The sequence below is a fragment of the Streptomyces sp. NPDC091292 genome (assembly GCF_044757265.1).
Taxonomy (GTDB): Bacteria; Actinomycetota; Actinomycetes; order Streptomycetales; family Streptomycetaceae; genus Streptomyces.
The window spans coordinates 759,965-781,106 of sequence record NZ_JBIVUQ010000001.1 but is presented as its reverse complement, the minus strand read 5'-3'; the positions used below and the strand labels follow the sequence as shown (position 1 = coordinate 781,106).

At 72.8% G+C, this 21,142-nt stretch carries 13 protein-coding genes; 10 read left to right on the top strand and 3 right to left on the bottom strand.

Going from position 1 to position 21,142, the window contains the following annotated elements; translation table 11 throughout:
• Positions 1 to 153: 153 nt before the first annotated feature.
• From ACIQNU_RS03625 to ACIQNU_RS03595, 7 genes are all read left to right on the top strand, one after another.
• Positions 154 to 1,308 carry a MerR family transcriptional regulator gene (locus ACIQNU_RS03625; RefSeq protein ID WP_401360479.1) on the top strand — a complete coding sequence of 385 codons (1,155 nt, stop codon included), beginning with the start codon at positions 154 to 156 and terminating at the stop codon, positions 1,306 to 1,308.
• 94 nt (positions 1,309 to 1,402) lie between these two features.
• Positions 1,403 to 2,917, top strand: coding sequence for an acyl-CoA synthetase (locus ACIQNU_RS03620; RefSeq protein WP_401360477.1), 1,515 nt, complete (start codon positions 1,403 to 1,405; stop codon positions 2,915 to 2,917).
• The gene (locus tag ACIQNU_RS03615) at positions 2,910 to 4,325 is read left to right on the top strand and encodes a carboxyl transferase domain-containing protein (RefSeq protein WP_401360475.1); all 1,416 of its coding nucleotides are present in this window, start codon (positions 2,910 to 2,912) and stop codon (positions 4,323 to 4,325) included. Before ACIQNU_RS03620 ends, ACIQNU_RS03615 begins: the two co-directional genes overlap by 8 nt.
• 459 nt (positions 4,326 to 4,784) lie before the next feature.
• Positions 4,785 to 5,114: a CU044_2847 family protein gene (locus ACIQNU_RS03610; RefSeq protein ID WP_401360473.1), complete on the top strand. Its 330-nt coding sequence runs from the start codon at positions 4,785 to 4,787 to the stop codon at positions 5,112 to 5,114.
• A complete protein-coding gene (locus tag ACIQNU_RS03605) occupies positions 5,111 to 7,393 on the top strand; it encodes a trypsin-like peptidase domain-containing protein (RefSeq protein WP_401360471.1) in 2,283 nt (760 codons plus the stop codon). Before ACIQNU_RS03610 ends, ACIQNU_RS03605 begins: the two co-directional genes overlap by 4 nt.
• A gap of 77 nt (positions 7,394 to 7,470) precedes the next feature.
• The gene (locus tag ACIQNU_RS03600) at positions 7,471 to 8,523 is read left to right on the top strand and encodes an AAA family ATPase (RefSeq protein ID WP_401360469.1); all 1,053 of its coding nucleotides are present in this window, start codon (positions 7,471 to 7,473) and stop codon (positions 8,521 to 8,523) included.
• Positions 8,513 to 13,348, top strand: coding sequence for an SAV_2336 N-terminal domain-related protein (locus ACIQNU_RS03595; protein ID WP_401360467.1), 4,836 nt, complete (start codon positions 8,513 to 8,515; stop codon positions 13,346 to 13,348). The genes ACIQNU_RS03600 and ACIQNU_RS03595 overlap by 11 nt, the downstream gene beginning before the upstream one ends.
• 16 nt (positions 13,349 to 13,364) lie before the next feature.
• Here ACIQNU_RS03595 and ACIQNU_RS03590 read toward each other — a convergent pair whose 3' ends face one another.
• On the bottom strand, positions 13,365 to 14,567 hold the full coding sequence (locus ACIQNU_RS03590; protein ID WP_401362418.1) for an MFS transporter: 1,203 nt from the start codon (positions 14,565 to 14,567) through the stop codon (positions 13,365 to 13,367).
• A gap of 496 nt (positions 14,568 to 15,063) precedes the next feature.
• On the opposite strand from ACIQNU_RS03590, the gene ACIQNU_RS03585 reads away from it, so the two are divergent.
• From ACIQNU_RS03585 to ACIQNU_RS03575, 3 genes are all read left to right on the top strand, one after another.
• A complete protein-coding gene (locus tag ACIQNU_RS03585) occupies positions 15,064 to 16,107 on the top strand; it encodes a rod shape-determining protein (protein WP_401360465.1) in 1,044 nt (347 codons plus the stop codon).
• Positions 16,108 to 16,159: 52 nt separating this feature from the next.
• Complete coding sequence (locus tag ACIQNU_RS03580) at positions 16,160 to 17,632, top strand: GAF domain-containing protein (RefSeq protein WP_401360463.1); 1,473 nt, start codon at positions 16,160 to 16,162, stop codon at positions 17,630 to 17,632.
• Between the two features lie 148 nt (positions 17,633 to 17,780).
• Entirely contained in the window at positions 17,781 to 19,421 is a 1,641-nt protein-coding gene (locus tag ACIQNU_RS03575; RefSeq protein WP_401360461.1) for a GMC oxidoreductase, read from the top strand.
• A gap of 97 nt (positions 19,422 to 19,518) precedes the next feature.
• Here the strand turns inward: ACIQNU_RS03575 and ACIQNU_RS03570 are convergent, their stop codons facing one another.
• The gene (locus tag ACIQNU_RS03570) at positions 19,519 to 19,998 is read right to left on the bottom strand and encodes a carboxymuconolactone decarboxylase family protein (protein ID WP_401360459.1); all 480 of its coding nucleotides are present in this window, start codon (positions 19,996 to 19,998) and stop codon (positions 19,519 to 19,521) included.
• Entirely contained in the window at positions 19,995 to 21,074 is a 1,080-nt protein-coding gene (locus ACIQNU_RS03565; protein WP_401360457.1) for a dihydrodipicolinate reductase, read from the bottom strand. The genes ACIQNU_RS03570 and ACIQNU_RS03565 overlap by 4 nt, the downstream gene beginning before the upstream one ends.
• Positions 21,075 to 21,142 lie beyond the last annotated feature (68 nt).

The following is a 21,142-nucleotide window of genomic DNA, read 5'->3' as shown; positions in this document are numbered from 1 at the left end:
TACGGGGCGCAGGTTAACAACGGTCGCGCCCCCGAAACCATGCTTGACCTTGACCTTGACCTCTCCCTTGACCTTCACCTTCGGTGAACCCTCAGCATCGGTGGGACCGGGCACCCGCCCGGCCACGAGGAAGCACGGCACAGGAGGCACACGGTGGCGGGGACGGACGGCGCGCGGTGGCTGACGATCGGGGTGTTCGCGAAGGCGACCCGGCTGTCGCCGAAGGCACTGCGCCTCTACGACGACCTCGGCCTGCTGCGCCCCGCCCGCACCGACCCGGACTCCGGCTACCGCTATTACGCACCCGAGCAGGTGGAGCGGGCACGCCTGGTGGCGTGGCTGCGCCGCCTCGGGATGCCGCTGACCGGGATCCGCGAGGTGTGCGCGCTGGACGGTCCGGCGGCTGCGGACGCGGTACGGGCCTACTGGGCGCGCGTGGAGGCGGAGACCTCGGCCCGCCGTGACCTGGCGGCCTTCCTCGTGGACGAGTTGTCGAGAGAGGACACCGACATGACATCCCCCGTACGGGAACTTCGGTACGCGGCCCTGTCCGACCGGGGCCTGATCCGCGCGAGCAACCAGGACACGGCGTACGCGGGTGCCCGGGTACTCGCCGTCGCGGACGGCTTCGGCCCGGACGGGGCACCGGCGAGCGCGGCGGCGGTCGACGCGCTCAAGTCCCTGGACCCACCCATGGGAGCCGGGACCGGACCGCACGTCTGGCCGGCCGGGCACATCCTCGACGCCCTTCAGGACGCGGTCGACGCGGCGACCCGCGCGGTCCGCGAGGCCGCACCCGCCGCACCCGCCGCACCCGCCGCACCCGCCACGGACGCCACGGCGACCGGCACCGAGAGCGGCACGACCCTCACCGCCCTGCTGTGGGCCGACTCCCGCATGGCCCTCGTCCACATCGGCGACACCCGCGCCCATGTCCTGCGCGACGGAGAACTGTTCCGGATCACCGACGACCACACGCTCGTCCAGTCCCTCATCGACGAGGGCCGGCTGACCCCGGACGAGGCCGTTTCGCACCCGCAGCGCTCTCTGCTCCTCCGGGCCCTGAGCAGTGGCGCGACCAAGGCCGCCCCCGATCTGCGGCTGCACGAGGCCCGTCCCGGCGACCGTTACCTCCTCTGCTCGGACGGCCTGTCCACGGTCGTCCCACCGGACCGTCTGCGCACCCTCCTCACGACGGCCCCCGACCCGGACACGGCGGTCCGCTCCCTGATCGAGGCAGCACACGCGGCGGGCGCCCCGGACAATGTGAGCTGCGCGGTGGCGGACGTCGTGGCACCGGCTGGGTAAGGGCACCGGGTGCGCGCCGCGGGCAGGAATCGGAATCGGACCATGGGACATCTCCCCGAGCACCGGATGTCCCCCCGAGACAGGAGTACGACACGTGTCTTCTCTCTTTCCCGCCCTGGTCGGCGGCGCCGCGGACCCCGGGCGGCCCGCCCTGCGCTTCGGTGAACGGGCTCTCGACTACGGGGAGCTGCGCGCCGCCGCCGGGCGGGTGGCCGCGCGGCTGACCGCGAACGGGGCAGGTGGCCCGAGGCGGGTCGCCGCGAACGGGGCAGGTGGGCCGGGGCGGGTCGCCGTCTGGGCCACTCCCTCGCTGGAGACGGCGGTCGCCGTGGTCGGCGGGCTGCTCGCCGGAGTGCCCGTGGTGCCGTTGAACCCGAAGTCAGGGGGGAGCGAACTCGCGCACGTCGTGGCCGACAGCGCGCCGGACGGGATTCTGGTGGCGCCGGGGGTCGAACTGCCGGAGGCCCTGGCCGGGTTGGAGCGCCTGGACGTCGAGGTCACGGGTGCGGGTGGGGGTGCGAGTGGGACCGGCGACCCGTTCACCGAGCCCGCCGACGATTCGGCCCCCGCCTTCGTCGTCTACACCTCCGGCACCACCGGACCCCCCAAGGGCGCTGTCATCCCGCGCCGCGCGGTCGCCGCCACGCTCGACGCGGTCGCGGACGCCTGGGAGTGGACCGGGGACGACGTCCTCGTGCACGGGCTCCCGCTGTTCCATGTGCACGGGCTGATCCTCGGCATCCTGGGTCCGCTGCGGCGCGGTGGCTCCGTACGGCATCTGGGCCGGTTCGACACGGACGGCGTGGCGCGGGAGTTGACGTCGGGGGCGACGATGCTGTTCGGGGTGCCGACGATGTACCACCGCATCGCGGAGGCGCTGCCCCGCCATCCGACGCTGGTGAAGGCGCTGGCCGGGGCGCGGCTGCTGGTGTCGGGGTCGGCCGCGCTTCCGCTGCACGACCACGCGCTGATCACGACCGCGACCGGGCGCCGGGTCCTGGAGCGGTACGGCATGACGGAGACCCTGATGATCACGAGCGTGCGGGCGGACGGCGCGCCGGGGCCGGGGACGGTCGGCGTACCGCTGCCGGGTGTCGATCTGCGGCTGGTCGACGAGTCGGGCGCCGAGATCACCGAGCACGGCCCCGAGGCGGTCGGTGAGATCCAGGTGCGCGGCCCGAATCTGTTCACGGAGTATCTGAACCGGCCCGATGCGACGGCGGCGGCGTTCGACGGTGACTGGTTCCGGACCGGTGACATGGCGGTGCGCGATCCCGGCGGCTATGTCCGGATCGTGGGCCGCAAGGCGACCGACCTGATCAAGAGCGGCGGTTACAAGATCGGCGCCGGCGAGATCGAGAACACGCTCCTGGAGCACCCGGGCGTCCGTGAGGCGGCCGTGACCGGGGAGCCGGACGACGACCTCGGCGAACGGATCGTCGCCTGGGTGGTGCCCGCCGACCCCGAAGTACCGCCGACCCAGGAGGAGTTGGCGACCCATGTCGCCGACCGCCTCGCCCCGCACAAGCGGCCCCGGGTCGTCCACTATCTGGCGGCGCTGCCCCGCAACGACATGGGCAAGGTCATGAAGCGGGCGCTCGGTGACTGACCCGACCGACCCGCAGGGCGCCCCCCGCTCCAGGCCGCCGCACCGCGTCTCCGCCCGAGCCGCCATCGCCCTCGTCATCGACGGCGACCGGGACGCGTTCCGTGAATTCCGTGAACTGCCGGTGCCCGATCGCCCGTACACGCCCGACGGGCCCCTCTCCTGGGAGGGGTACGACGAGTCGCGCGCCCGTGCGGCGGCCCGTACCGGTGAGAGCGAGTCGGTGGTGTGCGGGACGGCGGTGCTCGGTGGGGTGCGGACGGTGCTGATCTCGTTCGAGTTCGGGTTCCTCGGCGGGTCGCTCGGGGAGCGGACCGGGGACCGGCTCGAAGCCGCGCACGTGTACGCCCGGGAGCGGCGGCTGCCGGTGGTGGCGCTGGTCGCGACGGGCGGCAGCCGGATGCAGGAAGGCATGCGGGCGCTGACCCAACTCCAGCGGGTGGCACGCGAGTCGGCGCTCACCCGGGCGGCCGGGCTGCCGCAGCTCACGGTGGTACGGGACCCGGTGACGGGCGGCGGCTGGGCGACACTCGGCGCGGGCGCGGACGTGATCCTCTCGCTGCCGTCGGCGCAGATCGGCTTCGCGGGCTCCCGGGTCCGGCCGCCGGACGCGGACCCGTCGGCGTACACGGCCGAGGCGCAGCTCGCGGCGGGCGCGATCGACGCGGTGGTCCCGGAGAGGGACCTCCGGGAAACGCTGACCGACTGGCTCGGACTCCTGACGGACGGCGCAAGCGACCTCCCCCACCCGCCCCCTCACCCGGCCCCTCCTCCGCACGCCCTCGGCCGGACGGATCTCCCCACCACCGGCTGGGACGCCGTCGTACGGGCCCGCGCCGCCGGGCGACCGCGCGCCGCCGCCTATCTCGACGCGTACTTCACGCGGCGGGTGACGGTGAGCGGGGACCGGGCGGGCGGGACGGACGACGGGATGCTGTGCGGGTTCGGTACGCACGACGGGCGGACGGTCGCGTTCGCGGCGCAGTGCGGTACGGCGACGCGGCCCGCCGGGTACCGGACGGCGGCGCGGCTGATCCGGCTCGCGGGGCGGCTGAACCTGCCGGTGCTGACGCTGGTGGACACGCCGGGCGCGGCCAATGACGCGGCGGCGGAACGCGACGGTGCGGGCGCCGCCATCGCGGGCCTGTTCGCGGCGGTGGCGGAGTGCCCGGTGCCGGTGACCACGCTGGTCATCGGCGAGGGCGGGTCGGGCGGCGCGCTGGCGCTCGCCGCGCCCGGCAACACCTGGGCGACGCCGGACAGTTACTTCTCGGTCATCGCACCCGAACCAGCGGCGGCGATCCTCAAACGCCCACCGGACGAGGTCCGCCGCACGGCAGACCAACTCCGTTTGCGCCCACAGGACTTGGTGGACCTGGGTGTAGTACGAGGCATCGTCCCGGGCCCTTGAAGGGCGAGGCGCTTGAGGGGGGCGGGGCGCTTGAGGGGGCGGGGCGTCCGAACAGAACACCCGAACACAGGCGCAGATGTTCCCTGGAACAGGTGATCGTCGCTCGGGAGATTGCATGCGGCACGCGTGAAGGACGATGCTTACGGTGCGCGAGCGACGGGATGCATACCGTCACCGCCCCCACTCCCCAGCACCTCATGTCCCAAGAGGTGCAAGGGAGTTGGTCCCACATCAAGGTCCCAAAAAGTCCCAAGGAGAACGCACCACCATGAACGTCATCACCAACATCCTCGCCGGCATCGTCCACTTCGTCGGCTGGCTGATCTGACGTCACCCGAACCAACGGCGGCGCCGCTCCCCCGGTCCCACGGGGAGGCGGCGCTGTCCCGTTGTCCGGTGGGCCGCCTGCACAAGTACCGTCCTGGACCATACGGTTGACTCCGGAGATACGGGGGATGCATGGACGAGTTGGTGGAGTTCAGGACCGATGACGGCGCGAGGATCGTGGTCGCGGCCCCGGACGACGGCTCGGGCTCGCGCCCGGTCTCACGCGACGACGGCCCGACCCGAGCGACCCGCACCTTCGAGGCGTCGCTCGCCGGAGCGCGGGCGGCGGCGGAGTCGGCGCTACGGGTCTTCCGCGACGGCGTACTGAAACCGGACTCCGTAGAGATCGAGTTCGGCGTCCGCATGACCGCCGAAACGGGGGCGGTCCTGGTGAAGGGCTCGGCGGAGGGCCACTTGCTGATCAAACTGACCTGGTCCCCGGAGACCACGGCAACATCATGACCCCCAAGGACACCCCCCACCCAGACACAGCCCCCAAAGCAACAGGCCCGCACACCGTCCCCGCCTCTGCGGGCAGCGGGGAGATCGATGGGGCCCGGGGGCCGATAGACGTGGGCGGAGGGCCGACCGACGCGGGCAGCGGGCCGACCGACTTGGACGGCGGGCCCATCGAGGCGGTCGGCGGGCCGACGGACACGGGCGGCGGGCCTATCGCCGCAGGCGGCACACCGACCGACACGGGGCGCGGGCTGACCGACTTGGACGGCAGACCGACCGATGCGGGCCGCAGGCCAACCGTCGGCGCCCTACCGCACGGGAATGGCGCCCCCGCCCCGAGCGGGGCACCCCGTGGGGCGGCAGCCCCGGGACACCCGCTGGGGGCCACAGCCCCCGCACACTCACTGGGAGCACCAGCCCCCGGACACCCCCCGGGGGCCCCAGCCCCCACACACCCGCTAGGGGCGCCAGCCCCAGGAAACCCGCCGGGGGCCCCAGCCCCCGGACATCCGGTCAGGCCCCACGCCCAGTGGCACGCTCGGGTCGACTGCGGGCCTGACGTCGGTGCCGGGTTTCTGGTGTCCCGGCGTGAGGTGCTGACCTGCGCGCATGTCGTACGGGGCGCCGAGGAGACCGGCGTCACCGTGACCTTTCCGCAGGCCGCCGGGCTCGGCCCGCTGACCGCGACCGTTGTCGCGCGGGGCGCCTGGGGCGGCGGCAGTACGGACCCCGGCGACCTGGCCGTCCTGGAGCTGGAACGTGACGTACCGCTGGCGCACGCCGAGTTCGCGCCGCCGGGCGACGGCTACGGCGATCCGCCCCGCAGACTCCTGGTCTACGGCTTCCCCGCCCGCTACGACGAGGGCACCCTCGCCGAGTACCGCACCACATCGGCCCAGCGCATCGCCGGGGAATGGGTCCAGTTGGAGGCGTGGAACGCCCACGGGCAGCCGCTCGCCCCGGGGTTCAGCGGCGCGGCGGCCGTCCTCGCCGACACCGGCCATGTCGTCGGCATGGTGTCCGCCGCCGCCGGTGACCGGGCCGTGCGCAACGGCCGGATGCTGCCAGCCGCCGTGATGGCCCGCTCCTGGTCCCGGCTCGGCGAACTCATCCCCACCCACGGCTTCGACCGCGCCGACAAGGAGTCCCTGCGCCGACTGGTCGCGGCGGCCGAGTCCGGGGGCGTCGCCTGCACCGCCGACCAGTTGTTCAGCGAGTCGGTCGACCCGGTCAGCGGACCGCCGCTCCCGCCGGAGGGGTTCCCCTCGCTGTGGGCCGCCGCCTGGTACCTGTTCTGGGAGGTGGACGACGCCCAGGCCCCGGCCCGTTTCGCCACCCGGCTCGCGGACTTCGTGGACGACACGGCGACCCGCCACGCCCTGCAACACTGGCCCGCCCGCGCCGCTCACCTCACACCGCCCACCCCCGCCCCCGCCGCCCCTCCTCCGACCCCTCCCTCTCCTCCCTCACCCCCCACCTCCTGGTCCCCGATCGTCGTAGAACTCGAACGCAGCGGCGCCGGCCGCGGCCACCTCCTGGTCGAAGTGTCCGCGTACCGCGACGGGCAGCGACGCGTCATCGGCAACCGCAGCCTGCCCAAGGCGCAGGTCCGCGGGTACGTGGCCCAGCGCGTGGACGAGGCGTTCCACGAACTCCCGCACGGCGCCCAGGTGTTGATCGCGTTCGTGCTGCCCCGCGAACTGCTCAGCCAGCCCGTGGAGCAGTGGCCCCGCGGCGCGGACGACCCCAGCCCGATCGGCTGCCTGTACCCGCTGGTCGTGATGGACCGGGACCGGCGCCGCAAGGGCGGGCTGCAACACGGGCTGCTGCGCAAGTGGGAGTCGCTGGACGGGCGCCCGGCCGCCGATCTGTACCGGGTGGAGTGCGGCAGCAGCGAGGACCAGGGCCGGCTGACCGTACGACTGTGGGAGGACGGTCAGATGATGGGGTTCACGGCGCCCCCGAAGTCGGCCCGGATGAAACGGCTGTTCTCGGCCGGGCTGAACGGTTCGGTGCCGGTGATGCTGTGGCCCCGTACCGGCTGCGGCGGCGACCACGACGACGGGGAGCCGTGCACCGGGGGCGCGTTCCTCGACGCGCTCGTGGACTACGTACAGCGGCTGCCGCCCGGTGAACTCCCTTTGCACATACGGGCGTTGCGCAAGGCCGTCTATCTGTCGCCCGAGCCGGACGAGCACTGGGCGCGGGACCTGACCCTGCTGTGGGAGGACCCCCGGTGCTTCCCGGAGACCCCGGGCCACGCCCGCTCACCGGTCGGCTGACCGCCGCCACACCCCCCGAATCCGATCCGAATCCGACCCGAATCCGACCCGAATCCGACCAAGGAGAAGCGGAACCCATGTCCCAGTGGCCCGTCTACACCGGCACCAGCGAGCCGCACGACGGTATCGACCGGCTGCCCGAGCCGCCGCCCTGGCGCGCCTTCAACGGCGGGCCCGCGCTGGAGACCCCGGCCGAGGACAGCGACGAGGCGGCGACGTCCCCGGACCGCGCGCACCGGGCCCGCACCTACCGGGCGACCGGGCAGAGCGTCGACCTGGTCAACGCCGCGCTGTATCTGCGCCGCCCGCTCCTGGTGACCGGCCCGCCGGGCAGCGGCAAGTCGTCCCTCGCCTACGCGGTCGCCCGCGAGCTGCGGCTCGGCCCGGTCCTGCGCTGGAACATCACCAGCCGCTCGACGCTGCACGACGGCCTGTACCAGTACGACCCGCTGTCCCGGCTGTACGCGGCCAGGGACGCGGCGGCCCACCCCACGAACCCATCGAACCCGCCGGACCCGTCGAACCCGCCCCGGGACCCGGCGGCGAACCTCCAGGACCACCTCCGTCTCGGCCCCCTCGGCACCGCCCTGCTCCCCTACCGGCGCCCCCGCGTCCTGCTCATCGACGAGATCGACAAGAGCGACCTCGACCTGCCGAACGACCTCCTGAACGTCCTGGAGGAAGGGCAGTACGAGATCCCCGAACTCGTCCGCGCCGCACGGCACACCGCCGAGGCCGAGGTCATGGTGGACGGCACGGACGACCGGGTGGCGGTGGCGCGGGGGCGGGTGCGCTGCCGGGCGTTCCCCTTCGTCGTACTGACGAGCAACGGGGAGCGGGAGTTCCCGCCCGCGTTCCTGCGCCGCTGTGTGTCGCTGCGGCTGCGCCGCCCCGGGGACGCGCACCTCGAAGAGATCGTCCGCGCGCATCTGGGCGAGCCCGACGGCTACGCCCGCTCGCTGATCGGCCGCTTCCTCAACCGGGGTTCGGGCGGTGAACTCGCCACCGACCAGCTCCTGAACGCGATCTACCTCACCGGCGCGGCGGGCCTCGCCGGCGCGTCCCGCGACGATCTGGCGGAACATCTGATGCCGTACCTGAGCCACGGCCCGGACGACGATGCCCTCTAGCGCCCCGGACACCCCGGATACCCCGGATACCCCGGACACCCCAGGCACTCCGGCGGGCAGCGCCCACCTGGCCGACCTCCTCGCCCGCGCGGGCGACGGAACCCGGCCGGGCGCCACCGAGCTGGCCGAACTCCTCTGGCTGGCCCGGCACCTCCAGGCCGCCCCCGAGGACGCGCCCCCGCCGCCCGTACCGGAACCCGATCCGACCACCCCGCTCACCCCACCACCGCCCACACCCTCCGACACCGCGCCCCCACCACACCCCCCGGCCCTCACCTCACCGCCTCCCCCCGCGCTTCCCCGCGACGAGGACCGCGTACCGCTCCATCTCCCGGCCCCGCCATCCGGTGGCACGGACGACGATGGTGCAACCGGAACCGTCTCGCGGGCGTCGCTGCTGGCGCCCGCGCCGCCGATGCTGACGCGCCCGCTGGCCCTGCAACGGGCCCTGCGCCCGCTGGCGCGCCGCGTGCCGTCGCCCCTCGGCCGGGAGCTGGACGAGGAGGCCACCGCGCACCGCATCGCGCTCCTCGGCGCCGGGCCAGAGTGGTGGCTGCCGGTGCTCCGCCCCACCCGCGAACGCTGGCTGCGCCTGCACCTGGTGTACGACGCCGGGCCGACGATGCCTGTCTGGCGCCCACTCGTCCGCGAACTGCACACCACGCTGGCCCAGTCGGGCGCTTTCCGCACGGTCGAGCTGTACCGTGCCGACGCCGACGGCACCGTACGCGGACCGCTCGGCGCGGCAGCGCCCGTCCTCGCCGACGGCCGTACGGTCACCCTGCTGATCAGCGACTGCATGGGTCCCCAGTGGTGGGCCGGACCGGGCGCCGACCGCTGGTACCGCACCCTGCGCCGATGGGTGGCCCGGATGCCGGTCGCCGTACTCCAGCCGCTGCCCGAGCGCCTGTGGCGCGGTACCGCGCTGCCGACCGAGGCGGGGCTGCTGACCGCGCCGGGGCCCGCGGCGCCGTCCGCCGCGCTGACGTTCACGCCGTACGATCCGGTGCCGGACGTTCCGATGCCGGACGGGACCCCGGCGGTCGGAGCCGACGGCGGAACCCCTCCGCTCCTCCCGCTCCCCGTCCTGGAACCGTCCCCCGTCTGGCTGGCCCACTGGTCCGCGCTCGTCGCCGACCCCGGGGGCGCCCGACTGCCGGGCGCGGTGGCCTGGTTGCCGCGCGGCCCGGTGCCGTTCATGGCGGACGATCCGACCCGCGAGGACGTGACCGCGCTGTCGGCCACCGAGCTGGTGGGCCGGTTCCGCGCGACGGCCTCGCCCGAGGCGTTCCGCCTTGCCGGGCATCTCGCCCTGGGGCAGCCCCGGTTGCCGGTGATGCGGCTGGTGCACGCGGCGATCGAGCCACGGCCGCGCCCGCAGCACCTGGCCGAGGTGATCCTCAGCGGCATGCTCACCAGCGAGGCCCCGCACGGCTCGTACGCCTTCCGGCCCGGGGTGCGCGATCTGCTGCTGCGCTCGCTGCCGCGTACCACCCGGGACCGTACGGCGGCGCTGCTCACGGAGGTCGGTGCGCTGATCGACGCACGGGCGGGTTCGGCGGCGGGCGACTTCCGCGCGGAGGCGCCCGCCGTGGGCGGAACACCGGGGAGGCTGACGGGGGCGCCTGTCGCGACGGTGCGTGCGGAGAGCGTCCGGGAGATGGCGGGTACGGGGACGGGGGTGGGTACGGGTATGGAGGCGCCGACGCCGGCTCCGGGGGAACTGATCGGCGGGCGGTACCGGTTGCTGAGGCGGCTGCGGCCAAGCGGAAGCCTGTGGCTGGGGCGGGACATGGAGGCGGAAGCGGACGACGTGGACCGGACGGTCGTGGTGCGGTTGCACTCGCGGTTCTGGCCGGGGCGGATCGAGAGGTTCCGGCAGGCGGCGACCGCGCTCACGGGCCTACGGCACCCGAACGTCGTCACCGTCCTCGACCACGGCATCCAAGGCGATGTGCCATACGTCGTGATGGAACATGTGGACGGAATCCCCCTCAACGCCCTTGCGGCGCCCAGCGGTTACCACATCCCCCCTCGCCTTCTCGTCTCGGTGGCGAGTGGCCTCGCGCGGGCCGTCGAAACCGTTCACGCGCGCGGCGTCACGCACGGCAGCATCGGCATGACCCGCTTGATCCTGCTGCCCGACGGTACGGTCAAACTCACGCACTTCGACCTGGGGCGTACGACCGGTGCGGCGGGGCGGGCCGACGACGAACGCGCGCTCGGAAAACTGCTGATGAACCTGATGTCGGGCTCCGCGAGAACGGACCCCTCCGTAGGTGCCTCCCAGCTCTCCGAGCTGCCACCCGGACTGGGTGAACCTTTGATCCGTGCCATCGCCGCCGCGCACGACGGCGACCCCGAGGGTCTGACCCGCCTCCAGGACCCCGCGCTGGCCCGTCTCGCCGAGGAGTCGCCCAACCTGTGGTACTCGCTCCTCGGCCCGGTACGGGTGTGGCGGTCGGGGCCAGACCCGGTGCCCGCGATCCTGGACCGCCACACGGCCACCGAACTCCGCCCCCTCCTCTGCCAGTTGCTGCTACGCCACGGCACCCCGGTCACTCGGGGCGAACTCCTCGACGGCATCTGGGGCATCCGGCGCTCCGCGCGCGCCGAGGCCGAACTCGGCCGCCTTGCGTCCCAGCTCCGTACGGCCCTCGGCCCCGGCACCCTGGCCACGCTCCCCGACGGGTACGCGCTACACACCAGTACCGACGAGGTGGACGTGTTCGCCTGTGACGCTTTGGTGGCGCGGACGAAGGAGGCGCGGGAGCGGGGGGAACTGGCGGAGGCCCGCGAACTCGTCGGTTCCGCGCTGGATCTGTGGCGGGGCGAGCCCCTGGACGGCGTACCGGGCCCGGCCGCTCAGTCCGCCCGCACCCGACTCCGCCAACTACGCCTCTGGCTCCTGCGCACCCGGGCCGAACTCGACCTGAACCTCGGCAGGTTGGAGGAGGCCGCATCCGACCTCGCCGACCTCCTGGTCGACCACCCGTCCCGCGAGGACTTCTGGCGCCTACGCATGCTCGCCCTCCAACGCCTCGGCCGAATCTCCGAAGCGCTGGACGCCTACGAGGAGTTCCAGTCACTCGACGGCCCCCCGGCCCCAGCCATCGAAGAACTGCACCGAGCCCTACTGGAAGCAGCCGAGGACCCTCAACCCGCTGTGGGCAGTCGTCCCGCTGGGCGGGACGGGTGGGCACAGCCCCAAGTACCGGGCACCCCGGATGTAAACCCCAGCGAAAGCCCCGCCCCCCGAACCAGAGCCTCCGTAGTCTTCGAATTCGCCGACGAGGAGCCCGAATTCACCCTCGGCGAAGAGGCCGCGGCGGCCCTCGCCCACGCCCTGGGCCGACTCGTCACCCGCCTAATAGAGGAAAGCGGCGTCGACCCGAACGCCATAGAACGCATCGCCCGCCTCTCCGGCTTCGCCCTCTTCACCGAGGTCGACACCGACGTACTCCCCCTCCTCAGAACCGTACTGACGCGCCTCACCGACCTCCTCGAAGAGGAGAATCTGCCCCGGCTACGGGTCACCTTCTGGCACACCGTCCGCCTCGCCGACTCCAACCTGCCGGGCTACCGCACCCTCCAGAGCCGCCTCGAATCCGCCCTGGCCGGCGCACTGGTCGGCATCTCTCGCCCCTTCTACGAACAACTCATGGCATCGGACGACGACACCGCAGCCGCCGCCGAATTCCAGCCCCTGTACCGGGAGCCGGACGACCCCGAACCCACCTGCTGGTACGCCCTGCTCGGCCACGACAGGCCGAGCCCGCCGAACGCGCCCTACATGTTCGCCGAGGTCCACCTCCCCCTCCGAGCGGGCGGCCCCCAAGCCTTCACCTGTTACGCCAAACTGGACTGGCGTTACGACGACCCGGAGTCCCACGACTCGCTCTACGAGCCGTTGGAACTACCCCCACTCCTGATCCACCGCCTGCGCAGGGAAGCCCTCGACGTCACCCGCCGCCTCCCCTCCGAGCGGGTCACCGAGGCACAGGGCAGGCTCCGCGACCGGCTGTTGCGCCTGGCCCCGGCGGGGGTCTCGCTCCGGGGACGCACCAGCCTGACCCCGGGGGTCACCACCCCCACGCGCCCCCGGACGCCGAACAGCCGGATCTGGGAAGCGCTGACCGCCGTCGACTCGCTGATCCTCGGTTTCGACGGCCCCGTGACCCGGCTCTACTCGCGCGACCAGGCCAGGGAGGCGGCGCGGGAACTCGCCGCGCTCCTCGTGGAGTACCGCGACCCGTCCGACGCGCTGGACGGCGTACCGCTGCTTGATCCGGGCATCGAGGGGTCGGAGTCGTCCGTGCATCCGCTGGACGTGCTGCGCCGGTTCGCGCGGCACGCGTCGGCGGACGACCTGCGGCGCCGCCTTGACGCGATCGAGGTGCGGGCCACCCGCGCCACCCGTCCCCCCGCGCACCTCCGTGAACTGCTGTCGGCCCTGAACGGTCAGGGCATCGCGGTCGCCGTGGTCGGGGACACCTCGCGAGAGGCTATGAACCAGGTGCTGAACCACCGCGAGACGGGCCGGTCCCTGCGCACCGGCGGAATCCACGGACGCGCCGACGACCTGGGGCTACTGATGCCCCACCCCGACTGTCTGCGTCGCGCCCTGAACCGGCTCGAAACCCGGCCGGAGCGCTGTCTGATGGTCGCCGGATCGGTCGCCGAGGCCACCGCCGCCCGCTCGATCGGCCTCCCGTTCATCGGTCTGGCCCGGTTGGCGGCCGATCGGCAGCGGCTCGCCACGGCCGGTGCCCTGGACACGGTCAGCTCCCTGGCCCCGCTGGTGGAGGCGGCGAGCGCGTACTGAGCGGCAAGGGTGGGCTCTACGCCTCCGGCCTCCGCGCGTCATACCGAGCGAACCGCCGCCACACCAACCCCAGTACCGCCACCGCCACCACACACGCGACCCCGCCCCCCGTGACCGCCACCGTCGGACTCGCCAGGTCGCCGACCGAACCGGCGAGGAAGTCCCCCAGCCGGGGACCGCCCGCGACGACCACGATGAACACGCCCTGCAAGCGGCCCCGCATCTCGTCCGGGGTCGCCGCCTGGAGCATCGTTGAGCGGAACACCATCGAGATGGTGTCGGCGCATCCGGCGAGCGCGAGGAACAGCAGCCCCAGCCAGAGGTTCCGGGTCAGTCCGAAGACGGCGACGGCCGCGCCCCAGGACGCGACGGCGAGCAGGATGGCGAGCCCGTGCCGGCGTATCCGGCCGAGCCAGCCCGAGAACACGCCGCCGAGCAGCGCGCCGACGGCGGGCGCGGCGACCAGCAGCCCGGTCGTCTTCGCGTCGCCGCCGTACCAGAGGACGGCGACCGCCGGGAAGAGCGCCCGGGGGTGGGCGAGCACCATGGCGCACATGTCGGTGAAGAACGTCATCCGGATGTTCGGCCGGGTCGCCAGGAACCGCAGCCCGTCCAGGACGGAGGCCCGCTTGCCGCGCTCGGCGGCGCCGTCGGGCTTCATCGACGGCAGCCGCCACATCGCGTAGAGCGCGGCGGTGAAGGCGACGGCGTCGATGGTGTAGGTGACCTGGTAGCCCCAGAGTCCGACGACGAGGCCGCCGAGCATGGGCCCGACCATCGCGCCGGACGTGGTGGTGATGGAGGAGAGGGCGTTCGCGGCGGGGAGGTGTTCGGGCGCCAGGAGGCGGGGGATCATCGAGGACCTGGCGGGCATGTTGAGGGCCCCGCACACGGCTTGCAGCGCCACGATCCCGTACAGGAACGGCACATGGTGGAACCCGGCGATCGCCGCCACGGCCAGCGCGACGGACAGGGCGCAGGACCCGGTCGCCGAGTACAGGCCCAGCTTGCGGCGGTCGACGGTGTCCGCGACGGCGCCCCCGTACAGGCCGAAGACGACGAGCGGTACCAGCGAGAACAGGCCGACCAGGCCGACCGAGAAGCTGGACCCCGTGATGTCGTACACCTGGAGCGAGACCGCGAGCGCGGTCATCGCCTGTCCGGTCCAGGAGATGGTGTTGCCGATCCACAGCCGCCGGTAGTCCGGGGAGATCCGCAGCGGGGTGAGGTCGGCGAGGACACGGCGCCGGGCCGGGCCGGGAGGGGAGCCGGTGGCGGCGTCGGCGTCGGTTTCGGGAGTGGCAGCGGTGGCGGTGTCGGGGGCGGCGCCGGATATCGGACCGCCGTCGTCCGACCCGCCCTTCTCTTCGTCTTCGGGGGTCGTACTGGTCACAGGGGATGCTAACAACGCCCTCCCGGACGCCCGGCCAACGCCCTCCCGGACGCCCGGCCAACGCCCTCCCGGACGCCCGGCCAACGCCCTTCCGGACGCCCGGCCAACGCCCTTCCGGACGCCCGGCCCGGGTCGTCGGCCCCCTCCCCTTCAGTCCCCCTCGCCCCGAACATCACCCGCCCGAACACCACCCGCCCGGCCGCACGCGGCCCCCCGCCCGGCGCATCCCACAGTGCGGCGGCACCCCGCCCCCCGCACGATCGGAGTCAGGGCCCGCCGACCGGGGGCCCCGCACGATCCGTGCTCTCGGGAGGTTCCGCCCATGACCAGCAACGCCAGCCTGGAGCAGTTGCGCCGGTGCCATCTCGCGGTGGACCTGGGGGCCGCGAGAACCCGCGTGTTCGTGAAGGGCGCGGGTCTCGTCGTGGACCAGCCGAGCGCCGCCGCCGTGAACACCCGTACCGGCGCGCTGATCGCGGTCGGCGAGTTCGCCGAGCGAATGACGGGCCGGACGCCCGCGTACATCCGGGTGGTGCGTCCCGTGCAGGGCGGCTCGGTGGTGCACATCGACATGGCGCAGCGGATGCTGCGGCATCTGCTCGGCGAGAAGCTGCGCCGCGCCCTGCGCCGCAAGCCCTGGCTGCGGGCCGCCGCCTGCACCCCGCACGACGCGGACCCACTGGCGCAGCGCGCCGCCGTCGAGACGATGGTGGGGCTCGGGGCGCGCCGCGTGGAGCTGGTGGACACGCTGATCGCGGCGGCCGTCGGCTGCGGACTGCCCGTGGAACGGCCCGAGGCGACGATGATCCTGATGTGCGGTGCGGCGACCACGCAGGTCGCGGTCCTGTCGCTCGGTTCGATCGTGACGGCGCAGCGCATCCCGGTGGGCGGTGAGGCGATCGACCACGCGATCGTCCAGCACCTGCGCCACCACCACGAGCTGATGCTCCCCTCCCAGTCGGTACGCCCGCTCCAGGTCGCCCTGTCCGGCAACGGCCTGACCGAGCACGGCCCGACGTCCACCGAGATCCACGGCCGCGATGTCGCCACCGGGCTCGCGCGGTCGGTCCGGGTGGACACGGCGGCGGTGCGCGACGCGATCCACACCCCGCTGACGGCGGTGCTCGACGGCATCGGCAAGGTGCTGCGCGACTGCCCGCCCGATCTGGTGGCGGACCTCGCCGACCGGGGCATCATGATGGTCGGCGGCAGCGCGCTGCTCCCGGGCCTGGACGAGATGCTGCGGGAGGCGACCGGGATGCCGGTGGCCATCGCGGAGCGGCCCGACGTGTGCGCGATCCTCGGCATCGGCTCCATGCTGGAGGGCAAGGTCCAGCCGATGGTCCTCAACCCGATGGCCGTCTGACCACCCCGGACTCCCGGACTCCCCCGCACCGCGCCGGCCATCCGCCACCCTGATGGAGCACCTGCCGCTGCTCCTGGAGGCCGTACTCGGGGTCGGTACGGATCTGGATCCACGGGTCACGCTTCAGCGTCTGGTCGACAGCGCGGCGGAGCTGACGGGCGCGCGGTACGCGGCGCTGAGCGTGACGGGCCCGGCGGACGGCACCCACGACACCCACGGCACCCGACACGCCCCGTACACGACGGGCACCCCGGCGGGTCCGTCCGGCACGCGCCTCGACGTATCGGTCCTGGACGTACCGGTCCACGTAGAGCACGAGGTCTGCGGCGCGCTCCGTCTGGAGCGGCACGGCGCCCCCTTCACCGCCGACGACGAGTATCTGGTGCGGGTGCTCGCCGCGCAGGCCGGGATCGCGATCGGCAACGCCCGGCTGTACGCGGAGGCCCGGCGCCGGGAGCGCTGGATCGAGGGCGCGGCGGCCGTGACGACGGCGCTGCTCACGGAGGTGGCGGCGGCGGACGCGCTGGTGACGGTCGCGGAGCAGGCCCGGGACCTCGCGGACGCGTCGGCGGGCGTGATCCTCCAGCGGACCCATGAGGGCGGGATGGAGATCGTCGCCGCGTCCACCCGGGGCGAGCCAGTCGAGTCGGGCAGGCCGGGCGACCCTGGCGATCTGGGCGACCTGGTCGGCACGACGATCGCGCCGGGCAGCGCGGTGCTGACCCAACTCCTCGGCGGCGAGCCGGTCTTCATCGACGACTCGGCGACGGATCCCCGGATGACGACCCGCGTGCGGTCCCGGTTCGGCCCGAGCATGATGCTGCCGCTCCAGTCCGGCGGGCGGCTGATCGGCACGCTGGCGCTGCCGCGCGGCCCCGGCGGACCCCCGTACACCCGGGCGGAGCGGCTGCTCGCCGTCCAGTTCGCGTCGCAGGCCGCCGCGGCCCTCGTCCTCGCGGACGCCCAGCAGCGCCGGGAGCGGCTCGCGGTCTTCGACGACCGGGACCGGATCGCCCGTGACCTGCACGATCTTGTCGTACAGCGGCTGTTCGCGACGGGGATGATGCTGGAGTCGACCCGGCGCAGGGCGGTCGGGGCGGGCGAGGTGGGGTGGGAGGTGCCGGCCGCGCTCGGCCGTGCGGTGGACGAGCTGGAGGCGACGATCCAGGAGGTCCGTACGGCGATCTTCGCGCTGCGGCAGCCGCCGGCGGACGCCCCGACGTCCGTACGCGGGAGGGTGCTGCGGGAAACGGCGGGCGCCGCGGCGGTCCTCGGCTTCGCGCCGTCCGTCCACTTCACGGGCCCGGTCGACGCCCGGCTCGTGGACCCGGTCGCCGGGCATCTCCTGGCGGCGCTGCGGCGCGCCCTGGCCACCGTGTCCCGCCGCCCCGGCACGACGGGCGTCGCGGTGACGGTCGATGTGACGGCGCGGCTGCCGGACGGGCGGGCGGGGGTCCGGCTGACGGTACGGGACGACAACACAGCGACGGAGACGGCGACGGAGACGTGGCAGTCCCCTCTCTGAACCACGGTCCGACCGCCCCGGGCCCCCGCACCGGCCGTACCGAACCCCGCCCCGCCCCGCCACCCAAGTTACCTTCAGGTATGTAGTGACTTGTCCAGCAAGTAACAGTAGAACATGTTCCCATTCCGTCGAGAGTGAGGAACCTCGCATGAGCACAGATTCCGTGCACGGAACAGGACATCAGGGAGTTTCCCGTAGACGCTTCATCACAGGAACAGGTTCCATTCTTGGAGCCGTCGCGCTGGCCGGACACGCGGGTGCGGGACAGGCGGTGGCCGCCGTGCGGGCCCCGATCGGTGACGGGGCCCGGGTCCCGGCGCTGGTGATCGGCACCGGGTACGGCGGGTCCGTCGCCGCGCTGCGGCTCGCACAGGCGGGCGTGGACGTCCATATGGTCGAGATGGGCATGGCGTGGGACACGCCGGGTCCTGACGGCAAGATCTTCGCCAACACGACGACGCCGGACTACCGGTCGTTCTGGCTGCGCACCCGGACCAAGCAGCCCCTCAGCAATTTCCTCGGCTTCCCCATCGACAAGGACGTCCCCCGGTACACGGGCATCCTGGACGCCGAGGACTTCAGCGGCATCACGGTCTACCAGGGCCGGGGAGTCGGCGGCGGTTCGCTGGTGAACGGCGGTATGGCCGTCACGCCGAAGCGCGAGAACTTCGGCGCCATCCTCCCGTCGGTGAACGCCGACGAGATGTACGGCACCTACTACCCGCGCGCCAACGCCGCGCTCGGCGTCAACGTGATCGACCCGAACTGGTTCGAGACCGCCGAGTGCTACCAGTACGCGCGGGTCGGCCGTAAGCACGCGGGCCGCTCCGGCTTCCCGTTCGTCTTCGTGCCCGACGTCTACGACTGGGAGTACATGAAGAAGGAGGCGGCCGGCACCGTCCCCAAGTCGGCGCTCGCGGGCGAGATCCTCTACGGCAACAACTACGGCAAGAAGTCGCTGCCGAAGACGTATCTCGCGGAGGCCGCCGCGACCGGCCGGGTCACCGTATCGGCGCAGCACAAGGTCACCTCGGTCTCCCCCGCTGCGGGCGGCGGCTACACGGTCCTCATCGACGTGATCAACACCAACGGGGACACCACGGCCACCAAGTCCGTCACGGCGGACCGGGTGTTCTTCGCGGCGGGCAGCGTCGGCACCAGCAAGCTCCTGGTGAAGCTGAAGGCGAGCGGCGCGCTGCCGGGTCTGAACGGTGAGATCGGCAAGGGCTGGGGCGACAACGGCAACGTCATGTGCGGCCGGGCCAACCACCTGTGGGACCCGACGGGAGCGCTCCAGTCGTCCATCCCGACCGCCGGTATCGACAACTGGGCGGCGGGCGGCGCCTTCGCGGAGGTCGCGCCGCTGCCCACCGGCATCGAGACGTTCGCGTCGTTCTACCTGTCCATCACCAAGAACCCGAACCGCGCCGAGTTCACCTGGAACCCGGCCACCGGCAAGGTCGACCTGAACTGGCAGACCGCCTGGAAGCAGCCGGGCATCAACGCCGCGAAGTCGATCTTCGACAAGATCAACGCGAAGGAGGGGACGATCTACCGCACCGATCTCTTCGGCGTCTACAAGATCTGGGGCGACCACCTCACGTACCACCCGCTGGGCGGCGCGATCCTGAACAAGGCGACCGACAACTACGGCCGTCTGCACGGCCATCCGGGGCTCTACGTGATCGACGGCGCGCTGATCCCGGGCAACACCAGCGTCAATCCGTTCGTCACCATCACGGCGCTCGCCGAACGCAACATCGAGAAGATCATCGCCACCGACCTGTGACCCCGTACGCGTACCGTCACCAGGGACCGTGACGACGGCCTGGGGCCGACCGGACGCACCGACGACCGGCCCCGGACCAGATTCCGTGCCGCCCGGCTCAGCCGGTGGGCAGCACGCACTGCGCGTCGAGGCCCAGCACATGATTGAGCCGCCCGAACGCCAGCCACGACCCGATGCTCATGCTCAGCTCCACGATCTCGGCCTGGCTGTACTGCGCGGACATCCGCGCCCAGAACTCCTCGTCAAGCCCGTGGTGGTCCAGCGCGTACCGCTCGGCGTACTCGGCGGCCAGCCGCGTCCGCTCGTCGAAGGACTCGGCGGTACGCCACTCCTCGACCGCGTCGGCGAACTCCTCCTCGACCTTCTCGCCGTCCCGGTCGGTACGCCAGTCGAGGCAGAACAGACACCCGTTGATCTGCGCGATCCGCAGCCGCGCGGCTTCGAACTCCCGTAGCCCCAGGGTCGTATGGGCGTAGACGGCGAGGGAGAAGTTCGCGGCGGCCGTTCCGATCCCGGGGACCATGTCGCCCCACACGTACTCGATCGGATGTTTGCCCTCGGGGATGTCGATGTTCATGGCTGTCTCCTTCCGAGCCGGCCCACTGCGGGGCGCAGCGGGATGTCGAGCGCGTCGTACAGCCCGGGTTCCGCGTCCACCAGCCAGTCGACGGCGTTGACCAGGCGGCCCACGGCGGTGGCGTTGCCGCCCGCCGACCGGTTCTCGCCCTCGTCGGCCGCCTCGACGGTGACCTCGATCCGCGGCCGGCCCTCGATGATCACCCGGTGCGCGCCCGAACCGTCGGGCGGCGACGGCCAGTCGGGCGCGCACGACGGATGGATACGGGTGATGTGCTCGATGACGATCCGGGGCTCGCCGCCGACGATGCCCTGCACCTCGAAGCGGACGGCGCCCTGCGTTCCGGCGTCGAAGTCGCCCATGGTCCGGGTGGTCACGGTGGTTTCCAGAGGGCGCCGGGCCAGGGTCTCGCGAATGTCGTCGAGTTCGACGCCCAGCGCCCGCGCCATCAACCGGATCTGCCCGCCCCACACCATGGTCGGCACGGTGGAGATCAGCATCGGCGCTTCGTAGTCCATGGGCTGGCCCATGCCGATGAGATAGCGGACGGCGTCGGGCTGTTCGTAGGTGGAGTAGTCGAAGATCTCCTGACAGCGGATGGCATCGATCGTGCTGCCGAGTCCGCTGATCAGCAGCGGCAGGACGTCGTTGCCCCAGCCCGGGTCGACTCCGGAGACGAACAGCGAGCCACCGCCGTCCGCGATGGCCGCGAGGACGGGGTCGCGCAGTTCGGGCGGGGCGCTGCGGTGGTCGTACAGCGCGTAGAGCGCGGGGGTGACGACGACGGCTCCGGTACGGATCGCCCGGACGATGTCGGCGAGGGCGTCGTCAGGGCGGATGTCGCCGGACGCGGCGTAGACGACGGCGCGGGGGTGGGTGGCGAGTACGGCCTCGATGTCGTCGGTGGCCGCGACACCCACCACCGCGCCGAGCCCGCCCAACTCCCCGGCGTCCCGCCCGACCTTCTTCGGATCATGCACGAGAACACCCGTGAGCTTCAGCCCCGGGTGAGCCTCCACGGCACGGATGGCCGCGCGCCCGACGTTCCCGGTACCCCAGACAACCGTGGAAATCATGCGCCGGAGCGTAACCTGACGGACCATCAGTTCCTAGCCCCATGACGGAACGGAATGCGGAAGGGCCC